This is a genomic window from Pseudomonas sp. A-RE-22 (assembly GCF_019956035.1).
GTDB classification, from domain to species: Bacteria; Pseudomonadota; Gammaproteobacteria; order Pseudomonadales; family Pseudomonadaceae; genus Aquipseudomonas; species Aquipseudomonas brassicacearum.
The window spans coordinates 24,411-39,372 of record NZ_JAHBCZ010000010.1 but is presented as its reverse complement, the minus strand read 5'-3'; the positions used below and the strand labels follow the sequence as shown (position 1 = coordinate 39,372).

Below are 14,962 nucleotides of genomic sequence, written 5' to 3'. Positions count from 1 at the left end.
CTTATTCGGCATCCAGATGCATCGGGGTAATCACCCGGCCATCGCTCTCGGCCTGGCCGAGGCTGGCGTCGATGAAATACACGCGGTCATCGGCCAACTGGCCTTTGTCCACCAGGAAGTCCTTGATGCTGCTGGCCCGTTCCTGCCCCAGTTGACGCAAGAGCACGTCGCTGCCGCTCCAGAACTTGATCACGCCTTCACGCAGTTTCTCGATGCGCGCCTTTTTGTCCAATTGCGTCCATTCGGCGGGCGGTTGGGTCTTGAGGCGGGTGCGGTAGATGCCTTCGAGCAGTGGTGCCTTTTCGTCCTCGGGCACTTGGATCAGAGAGGCCTGGGCCGGAACTTTGTCGCCCCGACGCTGCAGCATCTTGTAGTAGTTGTACTGGTATTCGCGTTCCAGGCGCTGGGCGGCGAGCAGTGGGCCATCGCTGCTTTCGGCGGCGGTGCCTTCGATCTCCAGGCGCAGCTCCGGACGTTTGCCAAGGGCCTCGGACAGTTTGAGCAGCACGCCTTCATTGTCCTTGCTCAGGTCGCTGGAGCCCGGCGCAAACGCCACGCTGCCCAGGTCTTCCGAGCCGCCGCCGGCCACCAGCCCACCGATAAGCTTGAACGGTGCCTGGGCCGCTCGTACCACCAGGTTGCGCAGGGTCTGCCAGATGATCGGCATGACACTGAATTGCGGGTCGTTGAGATCGCCGGACACCGGTAGTTCGATGGAAATCTTGCCGTCGGAATCCTTCAGCAATGCGACGGCCAATTTGAGTGGCAGGCTCACGGCGTCCGGGCTGTCGACTTTTTCCCCCAGTTGCAGTTGCTCGACCACCACTTTGTTTTCTGCCTGGAGCTTGCCCTGGGTGATCCGGTAATGCAGGTCGAGATTGAGCCGGCCCTTGCGGATGCGATAGCCGGCGAACTTTCCGGAGTAGGGCGTCAGGGTGGTCAGCTCGACCCGTTTGAAACTGGTGGCGATGTCGAGGCTGGCCATCGGGTCGAAGGGGTTGACTGCCCCCTTGATGGTGACAGGCGCGTAACGGTCGACCTTGCCCTTGATGTCGACGCTGGCCGGTTTGGCCTGGCGGCTGTCGATGGTGCCGATCTGGCCATTGAGCTGCTGGATGGCGGTGGCGAAATTGGGCGTCAGGCTGAAGTCGGCGAAGTTGGCCGAACCGTCATTGATGGCAATGCCGCCGATGTGGATGCCCAGCGGTTTTTCCTGGGACGCCGGTTTTGCCGCGGCTTTCTTGGTGCCGCTGTCGGCCGGTTGCGGGATCAGCAGGTCATCGATGTTGGTGGTGCGGTCGTCGTTGATCATGAACCGCGCGTAAGGCTGGAACAGGTTGACCTTGTCGATGGACAGGCTGTCACCGTGCTGGTAACTCAGGCCTTCGAGGACCAGGCTCTGCCACTTGAGGAAGTCGCGGGTCTTGAGCGTGTCGAGGGTGTGCAACTGATCGACCTGGGCGCGGCCGGTGACGGCAAATGCCAGCGGTTCGGTGCTTTTGAGGTCGACCGCCAGATCACTGCCGAGCATCCCGGAGCGCAGCTCCAGGCGAATGAACGGGTTGATGTACGACTGGGCGACGCGCAGGTCGACGTCCTGGGTCTTGACCTTGAGCTTGGCGGTGATCGGGTTCAGGTTGACCTCGCCGTCGGCGAGGATCTTGCCCTGCTTGCCTATCCCGGTGTCCAGCTTGAGGGTAAAGGGCGAGCCGTTGAGGGTGTCGTAGTTCTGCAGGTCGAGGTTCAGCGGGCCGACCTCCAGTGCCACGGCGGGCTGGGCCTGACGGTCAGCCAAGTGCACCTTATAGTCGCGCAGCTGCACGTCCTTCAACATCACCTGCCAGGGTTTGTTGGGCGGTGCCGGTTCAGCTTTTGGCGAGTCTGCCGCTGCCGGGGCGGATGCCGGTTCAGCCTTGACCTGCGGTTTGGCCGGTTGGCTGGCGAAGAGTTTCTGCCAGTCCAGTTGCCCGTCCGCCTCGCGAGCGGCCCAGGTTTCCAGCTGCTGGCTGCGGATCTTGCCCACGATGACTTGCTGCTTGGCCAGGTCCACCGTGGTTTCGCTCACGTCCAGGCGTTCGAGCTTCACCAGTGGACGACCATCGGGGGCCTTGATGGCGAAGGGCGCGACGCTGACCGCGACGTTGTTGAGCAGCAGTTCGGTGCCCTTGGCCAGGTTGAGCTTGTAGTCGGTGCTGAGGTTCAGGACGCCGTTTTCCAACACCAGCGGCACGGCGTCGCGTACGTAGGGCCAAAAGGCTTTCATCTGGCCGTCGGTGACTTTGAGCGTGCCTTGGGAGGCAATCGGCGTGAGGCTGAAATTACCGGTCCAGTCGATCTGCCCGCCGTTGGGACCTATGGCCACCAGGGTCATGTCGGCATTGTCGTCGGGCAGGGTGCTGAGATTCTTCAGCTCGAAGTCGAGGGTGTCGTAGAGAAACTCAATGGGCTCGCTGGGGCGCAGGTCCTGGAAATGCACATAGCCGCCGGCCAACTTGATTCGGTCAACCCGCAGGGGAAACGGCTTCGCCTCGGGGTCGGCAGGCGTCGGCTCGCTGGCCGGCAGCTTGAACAGGCCCAGTAGGTTCAACTGACCGTCCTTGGCGAACATCACTTCGGTCTTGGGCTTGTCCAGCTCGATGTCGACCAGGTGCAGGGCGCCGGACCACAAGCTGTCGAGTTGCAAATTTGCGTACAGCCGTTCGAAGCCGACCTGTTCCTTGCCTGGTTCGCCGATATTCAGGCCCCATAGGGTGACTTCAAGGCTGAAGGGATTGAGTTCGATGCGCTGGATCTGGGCCGGTACCGTCGCAAGGGTGGCCAATTGCTGGTTGGCGATGCGCAAGGCGATGCCCGGCAAAATCAGAAAGCCCAACAGGCTGTAGAGGGCCAGTGCGGTCAACAGAGCGCCGATGGCGCGAATCAATCCTTTGGGCATGTGCGGCTTCATCTTGGTGTGAATTCGGAATGCCTTGGAGTATGGCATGCGTTTACGGTTCCGAAGCCACTGTGATTTATGAGAATTGTCCGTTTTTCGAGTAAGAATTCTGAGTCTGGCTTAGAGCTGGAGCACCAAAGTCTTGAGCGGCGGCTGCTGGTCCCGGGAGGGGAAATCGCTGCCGGGCGTCAGCACGCTCCACTCGCGTACCGGGCGACCGGCTTTTTCCGCACAACGCAGCACCTGCTCGCGCCAGTCGTCCATGGGCACTTTTGCCAGGTTGTTGCAGCAGATCAGCACGCCATTGTCGGCGGTGGTGAGCAGCGCCGGTTTCAGCAGGCTTTGGTAGTCGCGCAACAGGTCGACGGTGCCGAACGCACTTTTGGCCCAGGCCGGTGGGTCGAGCAGCACCAGGTCGTACTGGCGTTGTTCCAGGCGCACGTAGCTAGGCAGTTTCTGCCCGCGCCGCTGGCTGATGGGCAGGCCGGCCAGTTGGCGGATCGCCGGAAAGTAATCCGACTGCACGAATTCCATCGGCGGCAAATCGGGGTTGAGCAGGCCGTTTTCGCGGCCCACCGCCAGGTTGCCTTCGGCGAAGTCCAGGTTGCACACTTCCCGCGCACCACCGGCCGCGGCGCTCAGGCCGACGCCGCAGGTGTAGGCGAACAGGTTCAGCACGCTTTTGTTGCGGCTGTGTGCCTTGACCCAGCCTCGGGCGTTGCGCAGGTCGAGAAACAGCAGTGGATCCTGCCCGGCATGGCGACCGCGTACGCGATAATTCAAGCCCCATTCATGCCCGACCAGGTCTTGCAGGGCGGCCTCGTCCGCCTGATAGACGGTGTCCTGGCGGTCGACGCGCGAATTGCCCCGGGCGCGGTCGTTGTAGACCAACAAAGTCTCCAGTCCCAGCCGTTCGTTGACAATGGCATGCAGTTGCAGCAGGTCGTCGCGCTCCAGCGACTGATGGAAGCTCTGTACCAGCAGTTGCGGGCCGTAGCGGTCGATGGTCAGGCCGGGGGTGCCTTCCTGGCTGCCATGGAACAGGCGATAGCAGTCGGTGCCTTGCTGGTGCAGTTGGCCGAGCAGCTCCTGACGCTGGTCGAGGGCGGCGCGCAGCGCCTGATTCAAGGAAGACATGCCGGGCGCGCCTTAGAGAAATGAGGCGCGGAAGTTTAGCAGTTCTGGCTGGCGTGGTCCCTGTGGGAGCGAGCAAGCTCGCTCCCACAGGGAAGCCTCAGCGATTGAGGCGTTTGTCGATCAGCCCCTCCACCACACTTGGATCGGCCAGGGTCGAGGTATCGCCGAGGCTATCGAGTTCGTTGCAGGCGATCTTGCGCAGGATGCGCCGCATGATCTTGCCCGAACGGGTCTTGGGTAACGCCGGCGCCCACTGGATCAGTTCCGGTTTGGCGAAGCTGCCGATTTCCTTGCTGACGTGGGCCAGCAATTCCTTCTTCAGCTCGTCATTGGCGTCCACACCGTTCATCGGCGTGACAAAGGCATAGATGCCCTGGCCCTTGAGGTCGTGGGGATAACCGACGACCGCCGCTTCGGCAATGTTGTCGTGCAGCACCAGGGCGCTTTCGATTTCGGCGGTGCCGATGCGATGCCCGGAGACGTTGATCACATCGTCGATGCGCCCGGTGATCCAGTAGTCGCCATCTTCGTCGCGGCGCGCGCCGTCGCCGGTGAAGTAATAGCCGGGGTAGGGTTTGAAGTAGGTGTCGACCATGCGTTGATGATCGCCGTAGACGCTGCGAATCTGCCCGGGCCAACTGGATTTGATCGCCAGTACGCCGCTGCCGGCACCGCTGATTTCCTTGCCCACTTCATCCAGCAAGACCGGTTGCACGCCGAACATCGGCCGGGTGGCGCAGCCTGGCTTGAGCCGTGGGGCGCTCACCAACGGGCTGAGCATGATGCCGCCGGTCTCGGTCTGCCACCAGGTGTCGACAATCGGGCAGCGTTGTTCGCCTACCGTGTTGAAATACCATTCCCACGCCTCCGGGTTGATCGGCTCACCAACGGTGCCGAGCAGTCGCAGGCTTTTGCGGGACGTTTCCTGCAACGGTCCGGCACCTTCGCGCATCAGCGCGCGCAGGGCGGTCGGTGCGGTGTAGAAGATGTTGACCTGATGCTTGTCGATCACCTGCCAGAAGCGCGAACTGCTCGGGTAGCTCGGCACGCCCTCGAAGATCAGCGTGGTGGCGCCATTGGCCAGCGGGCCATAGACGATGTAGCTGTGGCCGGTGACCCAGCCGACATCGGCGGTGCACCAGAACACTTCGTTGTCGCGGTAATCGAGCACGTACTTGAACGTCATCGCCGCTTGCAGCAGATAACCGCCCGTGGTGTGCAGCACGCCCTTGGGTTTGCCAGTGCTGCCGGAGGTGTAGAGGATGAACAACGGGTCTTCGGCGTCCATCGGTTCCGGTGGGCAGTCGTCGCTCATCTCGTGCATGGCCTGGTGGTACCACAGGTCGCGGCCTTCAACCCAGCCCACCTCACCCTGGGTGCGCTCGACCACCAGCACGGTGCTGACGTTCGGGCAACTTTCCAGGGCCTTGTCGACGTTACGCTTGAGCGGTACGAAGCGCCCGCCGCGCACGCCTTCGTCCGCCGTGATCACGGTGCGGCAGTCGGCGTCGAGAATCCGGTCGCGCAGCGAGTCCGGTGAGAAACCGCCGAACACCACCGAATGCACGGCGCCGATGCGGGTGCAGGCGAGCATGGCGTAGGCGGCCTCGGGGATCATCGGCATGTAGATGCAGACCCGGTCGCCTTTCTTCACGCCACGGCTTTTCAGCACGTTGGCCAGGCGGCACACATGGTTGTGAAGTTTTTTGTAGGTGATTTCTGCCGATTCGGCGGGGTTGTCGCCTTCCCAGATGATTGCCGTCTGGTCGCCGCGCGTTTGCAGGTGACGGTCGATGCAATTGGCGCTGACGTTCAGCTTGCCACCGGCGAACCAGGTCGCATCGCTGTTCTTGAGGTCATAGCGCTGGACGGTTTGCCAGGGCGTCATCCAGTCGAGAAAGCGCGTGGCCTGCTCGGCCCAGAAGGCGCTGGGGTGTTCGATGGATTCTTTATAGAGCCGCGTGTACTCGTCCTGACTCAGTTGCGCAGCCCGGCGGACGGCATCGGCTTGGGGGTACTGGCTGATATCGAACATGACGGTTCCTTATTCTTGTTTTGCGACAAGTCATAAAGATGCGCCCAGTCGCCTGGGGGTTCAAGTCATGCACAAAGCAACTGTGGGAGCGAGCCTCGTGGGAGCAAAGCTTGCTCGCGATGACGCCGTCTCATTCAATGCATAGGTTGATATCAGACCGCTATCGCGAGCAAGCTTTGCTCCCACAAGACCCGCTCCCACAGGGGGAATGCAAACCCAGGGATCAGCCGCGGTGGCGTCCGCGAAAGTAGTTGATCAAGCCCTGGGTCGAAGCATCTTCGGCCAGGCTTTCTTCACTACCCACCAGGCGGTTGTAGACGCCCTTACCCAGTTCCTTGCCCAGCTCCACGCCCCATTGGTCGAAGGCGTTGATGCCCCAGACCACGCTCTGCACGAACACCTTGTGTTCATACAGCGCTACCAGCGCGCCGAGGCGACGCGGGCTGATGCGTTCGACTACCAGGGTGTTGCTCGGACGGTTGCCCGGGATCACCTTGTGGGAGGCCAGTTTCTGCACCTCTTCTTCGCTGGCGCCCTTGTCCCGCAGCTCGGCTTCGGCTTCGGCGCGGGTCTTGCCGAGCATCAGTGCCTGGCTCTGGGACAGGCAGTTGGCGTACAGCCACTGGTGATGATCGGAAACCGGGTTGAAGCTGACGATCGGCACGATGAAGTCGGCCGGGATCAACTGGGTGCCCTGGTGCAGCAACTGGTGGTAAGCGTGCTGACCGTTGCAGCCGACGCCGCCCCAGATGACCGGGCCCGTGTCGGTCGACACCGGGGTACCGTCCTGGCGCACGCTCTTGCCGTTGGATTCCATGTCCAATTGCTGCAAATGCTTGGTGATGTTACGCAGGTAGTGGTCGTACGGCAGGATCGCATGGCTCTGCGCACCCCAGAAGTTGCCGTACCACACGCCCAGCAGTGCCAGCAGCACCGGCATGTTCTGTTCGAACGGGGCGCTCTGGAAATGCTGGTCCATGGAATAGGCCCCGGAGAGCAATTCCTTGAAGTTCGACATGCCGATGGCCAGGGCGATCGGCAGGCCGATGGCCGACCACAGCGAGTAACGCCCGCCGACCCAGTCCCACATCGGGAAGATGTTTTCTTCGCGGATGCCGAAGGCCACGGCGGCGGCGTTGTTGCTCGATACGGCGATGAAGTGGCGATACAGCTCCGCTTCTGAGCCACCCTGGGCCAGGTACCAGGCGCGGGCGGCCTGGGCGTTCTTCAGGGTTTCGAGGGTGTTGAAGGATTTCGACGAGACGATGAACAGCGTGGTCTCGGCGCGCAGCTTCATGGTCAGTTCATGGAACTCACTGCCGTCGATGTTCGCCAGGTAGTGGCAGCGAACGCCTTTTTGCGCGTAGGACAACAGCGCTTCGGACACCAGCTCCGGGCCGAGGAAAGAACCACCGATGCCGATGTTCACCACGTCGGTGATGGGCTTTTCGGTGTAGCCGCGCCACAGGCCGTCGTGAATGCGGCCCACCAGGTCGGTGATCTGGTTCAGCACTTTGTGCACGTCCGGCATCACGTTGACGCCGTTGACCAGCAGCTTGTCGCCCACCGGCCGACGCAGGGCGGTGTGCAGGGCAGGGCGGTTTTCCGAGGCGTTGACGATTTCGCCTTCGAACAGCGACTTGATCGCGCCCTTGAGGTCGACTTCGTTGGCCAGGCCCACCAGCAGGTCGCGGGTCTGGGCGTTGATCAGGTTTTTCGAGTAGTCGAGAAACAGGCCGCAGCTCGACAGGGTGAATTGAGTAAAACGCTGCGGATCGGCATTGAACGCTTCGCGCATGCTGAAATCCTGCATGGCTTTGCGGTGGTCATTCAGCGCTTGCCAGGCTGGCAGAGCGGTCACGTCATGAGGGGTTCGGTAATACGCCATCGCTGCGGGTTTCCTTTTTACTTGAACGACCTTTTGTACACTAAAAATTCCGGCGCGGCTCGAAGTGGGCGTCCGGACACTGCATCGACATGATCGCCGGACGCAGGGCGAATACAGTAAACCTCGCGTTGCGATCTGTCTTGACTTTGTCTGACCGGTTCCCGGTACTTTTTTATACAACTGGGTGGGAAAGGTCCGACAAACGGAAACGCAGATTGCTTACTGTGGGAGCGAGCTTGCTCGCGATAGCGGTGTGTCAGTCGGCATCTGTATCAACTGGCCCGCCGCCATCGCGAGCAAGCTCGCTCCCACAGGGGAAAGTGGTGACGCAGGTGTTTCGATCAGGCCAGTTGGACCGGAATGGCATTGCTGGTGTGGCTCAATTCGTTGCCTGGCGCCATGTACAGCATGCGCGGCTTGAAGTTGACCAGTTCGGCTTCGCTGTAGTGGGCATAGGCGCAGATGATGACACGATCACCGACCTTGGCCTTGTGCGCTGCAGCGCCGTTCACCGAGATCATCCGCGAACCTTCCTCGCCACGGATGGCGTAGGTGGTGAAGCGCTCACCGTTGTCGACGTTGTAGATCTGGATCTGTTCGTACTCGCGAATCCCCGACAGGTCCAGCCACTCACCATCGATGGCGCAGGAGCCTTCGTAATCGAGCACTGCGTGAGTGACTTCGGCGCGATGCAGCTTGGCCTTGAGCATGATGGCGTGCATGAATTTTTCCTCTGGTCGGGTCCGAACGGCGGGCAGTCTGCCTGAAGCCTGCCGAGGCGGCAATAACACCGCAGGACCCATGTGGGAGCGAGCTTGCTCGCGATAGCGGTGGCTCAGTTGACCGATAGGCTGGCTGACAGATTGCTATCGCGAACAAACTCGCTCCCACAGGGTTTTGTGATGCTTAGGCGGGTATGTCGAGGTCCAGGTGCAGGTTGTCGATCAGGCGCGTGGTGCCCAGGAAGGCCGCCACCAGAATCACCAGGTCACGGTCCTCGCTCAATGCCGGGCGCAAGGTCTTGGCGTGACGGATTTCCAGGTAATCGGGACGCAGGCCGGCGGCTTCGAGTTGCTTGAGCTGCTCGCCGATCAGCGCCGGAAAATCTCGTCGGCCCTGTTTGATGGCCTCGGCGATCTGGCTCAGGACGCGATAGACCACGGGCGCGACGGCACGTTGATCCGGGCTGAGGAAGCCGTTGCGCGAGGATAGCGCCAGGCCGTCCTCGGCGCGAACGGTCGGCTCGCCGATAATCTGGATCGGCATGTTCAGGTCATGGACCAGTGCGCGGATCACTGCCAGTTGCTGGTAGTCTTTCTGGCCAAACACCGCCAGGTCAGGCTGGACCATGTTGAACAGCTTGCTGACCACCGTCGCCACACCCTCGAAATGCCCTGGACGGCTGGCGCCGCACAAGCCTTCGGACAATTGCGGGACGCTGACCCGGGTCTGCCCGGCCATGCCGTCGGGGTACATCTCCTCGACGCTGGGCGCGAACAACAGATGGCAGCCGGCCTGGAGCAGTTTCTCCTGGTCGGCCGCCAGGGTGCGGGGGTATTTGTCCAGGTCTTCGCCGGCACCGAATTGCAGGGGGTTGACGAAAATGCTCGCCACCACGAAGTCGGCCCGTTGCGCGGCCTTGGTGACCAGCGCCACGTGGCCGCTGTGCAGGTTGCCCATGGTCGGCACGAAGGCGATGCGTTTGCCTTCGCCGCGGGCACGGGCCACGGCGGCCCGCAGTTCGCGTACGGTTTTGACGGTGTTCATGCAGAAAACCCGTGCTCGGCGCCAGGGAAGGTCGCGGCCTTGACCTCAGCGACATAGGCACTCAGGGCACCCTGGATGGACGTTTGCCCTGCCATGAAGTCTTTCACGAACTTGGGCACGCGACCGGTGATCGACAGCCCGAGCATGTCGTGCAGTACCAGCACTTGGCCGTCGGTGGCGTGGCCGGCGCCGATCCCAATCACCGGGATCTTCACCGCCTGGGTGATTTCTTCCGCCAACTCGCTGGGCACGCATTCGAGCAGCAACATCGCCGCGCCAGCCTGCTCCAGCGCAATCGCATCGGCGCGCATCTGCCGCGCCTGGTTCTCATTGCGGCCCTGGACCTTGTAGCCACCGAGGACATTGACCGATTGTGGGGTCAGTCCCATGTGCGCGCACACTGGGATACCCCGCTCGGCCAGCAGCCGAATCGAATCGGCCAGCCACAACGCGCCCTCGACCTTGACCATATGGGCACCGGCCTGCATCAGCATGGCGCTGTTGGTCATGGTTTGTTCAAGGGTGGCGTAGGCCATGAATGGCAGGTCGGCGAGAATCAGTGCATCGGTGTTACCGCGTTTGACGGCGGCCACATGGTAGGCCATCTCGGCGGTGGTCACCGGCAGCGTGCTGTCGTGACCTTGCAGCACCATGCCGAGGGAATCGCCCACCAGCAACACTTCGACACCGGCCTCATTGCAGGCGTGGGCGAAAGTTGCGTCATAGCAGGTCAGCATGGTGATTTTCTCACCTTTTTGCTTGAGACCTTGCAGCGTGGTCAGGGTAATAGCTGGCATGAAAAAGTCCTCATTAGGCGCTCTTGAGCTACTGCGAGTAACGCGCATGAATCGTCATCTATACAGGCGCACCCTCTATGTGTGGTGCTTGTAAGGCCTGGATTGCGCCCTTTAAACGCCGCGTTGGCGGCATCGGGACGCCTATAGTCGTGAGGAGCTCTCGGGAAGTCAATTGGATGTGTTACCGCCGGGTGTTACCGGGGTTACTGATGCGTTTCAGCGTAGAGGCGTGTTTCGGATCTGACTGCCGGGTCCCGGATCCTGTGGGAGCGAGCTTGCTCGCGATGGCGGCGGGCCAGTCAATATAAATGTCGATTGCTACACCGCTATCGCGAGCAAGCTCGCTCCCACAGGGGATTTGCATCAGTTTGGAGGCAAGCGTTCCAGACCGGCGAATGGACACGCTGCGAGGAGGTTCTTGAGCAAGCGTCCATCGGCCAGGCGCAGGTCGGCGGGCGCCAATTCGGCCAGTGGGTACAGCACGAAGGCCCGGGCCTGCATGTGGTAGTGGGGGACCTTGAGGCGAGGCTCGTCGATCAGCCGATCGCCGAACAGCAGAATATCCAGGTCCAGGGTGCGCGGGCCCCAGCGTTCCAGGCGTTCTCGACCCTGCCCGGTTTCGATGGCTTGCAGCGCATCGAGCAGGTCCAGCGGTGCCAGGCGGCTGTCCAGCGCCGCCACCGCGTTGGTGTAGCGCGGCTGGCCGGGCAGCAGGGAATCGCTTTGATAAAACGCCGAGACCCCCACCAGTTGGGTATCGGGCAATTGCGCCAGCGCCTGGATGGCACTGCGCAATTGTTCGGCGGGTTCGGCCAGGTTGCTGCCCATGCCGATGTAGATGCGTTCCATCGATTACTCGCCCGATGCGCTCGGTACACCGGCGCGCTTGCGCTTGGCACCGCTGCTGCGACGGCGCTTGCGCGGGCCGCTGGCGCCTTCATCCTTGCCGCTGAGTTCGCGAATCATGTCGCGGCGCTCGCTGTCGTTGGCGTCCTGGTAATCGGTCCACCATTCGCCCAGGCCATCGGTCTGCTCGCCCGCGCTTTCACGCAGCAGCAGGAAGTCGTAGCCAGCGCGGAAACGCGGGTTGTCCAGCAGCAGGTCGGCACGTTTGCCGCTGCGCCGTGGCAGGCGTTCCTGCATGTCCCAGATCTCGCGGATCGGCATCGTGAAGCGTTTTGGAATGGCGATGCGCTGGCACTGTTCGGCGATCAGCTCGTGGGCAGCTTCCTGCATCGCCGGGATCGGCGGCATGCCACGCTCTTGCAGGCGCAACACCCGGGCCGGCAGGGCAGGCCAGAGCAGCGCGGCGAACAGGAACGCAGGCGTCACCGGCTTGTTCTGCTTGATGCGCAGGTCGGTGTTGATCAGTGCTTCGCTGATCAAGGTGTGGGTGTAGGTCGGGTTGTGCTCCAGGGCCTCGGCACTGGCGGGGAACAGCGGATCGAACAACTGCAGGTCCACCAGCATCTCGAAGGTGTCTGCGGCGTTGCCCGACAGGAACAGCTTGAGCACTTCCTCGAACAGGCGCGCCGAAGGGATTTCCCGCAGCATCGGCGCCAGTTCGCGAATCGGCACGGCGCTGTGTTTTTCGATGCCGAAATCCAGCTTGGCGGCGAAACGCACGGCCCGCAGCATTCGCACCGGGTCTTCCTGGTAGCGCTGCTTGGGGTCGCCAATCAGGCGGATCAGGCGATTGCGAATGTCGTGTACGCCGTTGGCGTAATCGAGGATGCGCTCGCTGACCGGATCGTAATACAGGGCGTTGATGGTGAAGTCGCGGCGTTGCGCATCTTCTTCCAGCGTGCCGTAGACGTTATCGCGCAGGATGCGCCCGCTCTCGTTGCGGGAAGACTGGTTGCTGTCTTCCTCTTCATCGTTTTGCGGATGATTGGCGCGGAAGGTCGCCACTTCGATGATTTCGCGGCCGAAGTGAATGTGGACCAGCTTGAAGCGCCGGCCAATGATCCGCGCATTGCGAAATTCGGCCCGTATCTGTTCCGGCGTGGCGCTGGTGGCGACGTCGAAATCCTTGGGGGTGATGTTGAGCAGCATGTCGCGCACGCAGCCACCGACCAGGTAAGCCTGGTAACCGGCGTTCTGCAAACGTTCGACGATGTTCACCGCATAACGGCTGAACTGGGCCTTTTGCAGTGAATGCTGGCCGCTGTTGAGCACTTCAGGCGTGCTGCGAATGTGTTGCGTACGACGCAAGGGAGAACGGAATGACTGGAACAGCTTCTTCAGCATGGGATGCACTGTTTGAAGGAATATTCGGCCAAAAACGAAGAATGACCGCATGATGGGCCGAGATTCTAGCATTTAGTCGAGGGATGGTGTAGGACGGAGCAGTTTAGAGCTGCAAGCTTCAGAGACAAGCCTTGTAGGCTGCGGGGAGGCGGAACGACAGAAACCACAAGGGGAGCCGAAGCTCCCCCAGAATTAGTTACGTGCTCTATTTTTATTATTGGTTTCGGGCTTCTTGTTTTTGTTGAGTGCCCGCGTCACGAGGTTTTCCCTTCGTGACCCTCCCAATCGGGAGCCAAGAGCAAACGGATTGCTTTGGTCGCTGTGTTGCAGTGATCTATCGATCCAACCAGTTCAGGCACCTGTCTTGAGACAGTTTTTATTGTTCTCGGCCTGGTTGTGGGGCAAGCCCCAAATACAACGCCTCTCCAAAAGAATCAGTTAGCTGCGCCTCTCGCCGTCTTGTTTTTATTGTGCGTGAGTCGATTCGTCTTATTTTTATTGTCTTTTGCATTGCTTGTTATTGTTCTTGTACCAAAGCTATAGCAGGGTGCGTGCCAACTTTTGCGAGGCCCAGCGAAACCGGGGGTTCTAGGGTTATAACCATTTTTTCGGGGCGAAAAAAAGCCGGGGTTTCGTTACCGTAAACCCCGGCTTCTGTTACGTGAAAAAGCTGAGGTAACAGTTTTTTCACATTCAGCTGTGTTACCCCCACACCTCAGCTTTCACTGGTCGCTCCGGTCTTGCGCCGTGGAATTCCCAGGCGCTGGCGACGTTCCCACAGGCACTTGCGGCTTACGCCCAGCTTGCGTGCCAGTTCGGTCTCGGTCATGTGGTCCTGGTGTTCCAGGACGAAATGCTGGAAGTAATCCTCCAGGGACAGGTCTTCGGTGGGTTCGTGGCTGTTGTTGGCAGCGCCGCCCTGTTGCGGGGCCAGGCCGATGAACTCTTCGTCGTCCAGGTCACTCAGTTCAATGTCGATGCCCAGCAGGTCGGCCGAGATTTCCGGGCTCTCGCACAGGATCACCGCCCGCTCGACCGCGTTTTCCAGCTCGCGAACGTTACCCGGCCAGGCGTAATGACGAATGGCCTGCTCGGCGTCCGGGGCGAACTTGAGGTCGGTGCGGTTGACCCGCGCGCTCTGGCGAGCCAGGAATGCCTGGGCGATTTCATTGACGTCCGCGCCACGCTCGCGCAGGGCGGGCAGCTTCAAGGCGATCACGTGCAAGCGGTAATACAAGTCTTCGCGGAACTGGCCGATCTTCGCCAGGCTCTTGAGGTCACGGTGGGTAGCCGCGATCAGGCGGACGTCGACTTTTTGCGACTGCACCGAGCCGACCCGGCGGATTTCGCCTTCCTGAAGCACCCGCAGCAACCGCGCCTGGGCTTCCAGCGGCAACTCGCCGATTTCATCGAGGAACAGCGTGCCGCCGTCCGCCGCTTCCACCAAGCCTGCGCGCCCGGCGCTGGCGCCGGTGAACGCACCTTTCTCATGACCGAACAGTTCGGACTCGATCAGGCTTTCCGGGATCGCCGCGCAGTTCACCGAGATCATCGGCGCCTTGGCCCGGCGTGACAGATTGTGCAGGGCACGGGCTACCAGCTCCTTGCCGGTACCGGACTCGCCCTGGACCAGGACATTGGAGTCGGTCGGTGCCACCTTGCGGATCTTGCTGTACAGGTCCTGCATGGGCGGGCAGGAACCGATGATGCCAATTTCGCCATTATTGTTGCTGGCGCCGGCTTTCGCCGAGGCACTGGCCTTGCCGGCGGGTTCCGCCGGGTTACTGGTCGCCGTCTGTCGGTCACGCAGGATGCGGGCCACGGCCTGGAGCATCTCGTCGTGGTCGAACGGTTTGGCGATGTAGTCCACCGCACCCATTTTCATGGAGTCGACCGCCGAGCGCAGGCTGGCGTAACTGGTCATGATCAGCACGGGTGTGCCCTGGCCGAGCTTGATCAGCTCGGTACCCGGGGCGCCAGGCAGGCGCAGGTCGCTGACGATCAGGTCAAACGTGGGAATGCTGAAACGTTCTTGTGCTTCCTGCACTGAACCGGCTTCGCTGACCTGGTACTGGTTGCGTTCCAGCAGGCGGCGCAAGGCGGAGCGGATAATTGTTTCGTCTTCGACGATCAAAATGTGCGGCATTGATTCG

10 protein-coding genes are annotated in these 14,962 nt (G+C 61.4%); all 10 read right to left on the bottom strand.

Annotated features, from left to right (window positions below; genetic code table 11):
* Window position 1: 1 nt before the first annotated feature.
* The 10 genes from KGA89_RS05965 to KGA89_RS05920 all read right to left on the bottom strand — a co-directional run bounded on the left by KGA89_RS05965 (window position 2) and on the right by KGA89_RS05920 (window position 14,955).
* Window positions 2-2,935 carry a DUF748 domain-containing protein gene (locus KGA89_RS05965; protein ID WP_223470900.1) on the bottom strand — a complete coding sequence of 978 codons (2,934 nt, stop codon included), beginning with the start codon at window positions 2,933-2,935 and terminating at the stop codon, window positions 2-4.
* A gap of 120 nt (window positions 2,936-3,055) precedes the next feature.
* Window positions 3,056-4,072 (bottom strand): class I SAM-dependent rRNA methyltransferase, encoded by a 1,017-nt coding sequence (locus KGA89_RS05960; protein ID WP_038856236.1) that lies wholly within the window; start codon window positions 4,070-4,072, stop codon window positions 3,056-3,058.
* Between the two features lie 97 nt (window positions 4,073-4,169).
* The gene (gene acs / locus KGA89_RS05955) at window positions 4,170-6,107 is read right to left on the bottom strand and encodes an acetate--CoA ligase (protein WP_223470898.1); all 1,938 of its coding nucleotides are present in this window, start codon (window positions 6,105-6,107) and stop codon (window positions 4,170-4,172) included.
* A 223-nt stretch (window positions 6,108-6,330) separates the two neighbouring features.
* A complete protein-coding gene (gene pgi / locus KGA89_RS05950; protein WP_003205656.1) occupies window positions 6,331-7,995 on the bottom strand; it encodes a glucose-6-phosphate isomerase in 1,665 nt (554 codons plus the stop codon).
* A gap of 341 nt (window positions 7,996-8,336) precedes the next feature.
* On the bottom strand, window positions 8,337-8,717 hold the full coding sequence (panD, locus tag KGA89_RS05945; protein WP_003205654.1) for an aspartate 1-decarboxylase: 381 nt from the start codon (window positions 8,715-8,717) through the stop codon (window positions 8,337-8,339).
* Between the two features lie 184 nt (window positions 8,718-8,901).
* Window positions 8,902-9,762: a pantoate--beta-alanine ligase gene (gene panC / locus KGA89_RS05940; protein ID WP_223470896.1), complete on the bottom strand. Its 861-nt coding sequence runs from the start codon at window positions 9,760-9,762 to the stop codon at window positions 8,902-8,904.
* The gene (panB, locus tag KGA89_RS05935; protein ID WP_223470894.1) at window positions 9,759-10,559 is read right to left on the bottom strand and encodes a 3-methyl-2-oxobutanoate hydroxymethyltransferase; all 801 of its coding nucleotides are present in this window, start codon (window positions 10,557-10,559) and stop codon (window positions 9,759-9,761) included. Before panB ends, panC begins: the two co-directional genes overlap by 4 nt.
* A 363-nt stretch (window positions 10,560-10,922) precedes the next feature.
* Window positions 10,923-11,408 carry a 2-amino-4-hydroxy-6-hydroxymethyldihydropteridine diphosphokinase gene (gene folK / locus KGA89_RS05930; RefSeq protein ID WP_223470892.1) on the bottom strand — a complete coding sequence of 162 codons (486 nt, stop codon included), beginning with the start codon at window positions 11,406-11,408 and terminating at the stop codon, window positions 10,923-10,925.
* A gap of 3 nt (window positions 11,409-11,411) precedes the next feature.
* Window positions 11,412-12,809: a polynucleotide adenylyltransferase PcnB gene (locus tag KGA89_RS05925; RefSeq protein WP_003205647.1), complete on the bottom strand. Its 1,398-nt coding sequence runs from the start codon at window positions 12,807-12,809 to the stop codon at window positions 11,412-11,414.
* A 715-nt stretch (window positions 12,810-13,524) separates the two neighbouring features.
* On the bottom strand, window positions 13,525-14,955 hold the full coding sequence (locus KGA89_RS05920; RefSeq protein ID WP_223470891.1) for a sigma-54-dependent transcriptional regulator: 1,431 nt from the start codon (window positions 14,953-14,955) through the stop codon (window positions 13,525-13,527).
* Window positions 14,956-14,962 lie beyond the last annotated feature (7 nt).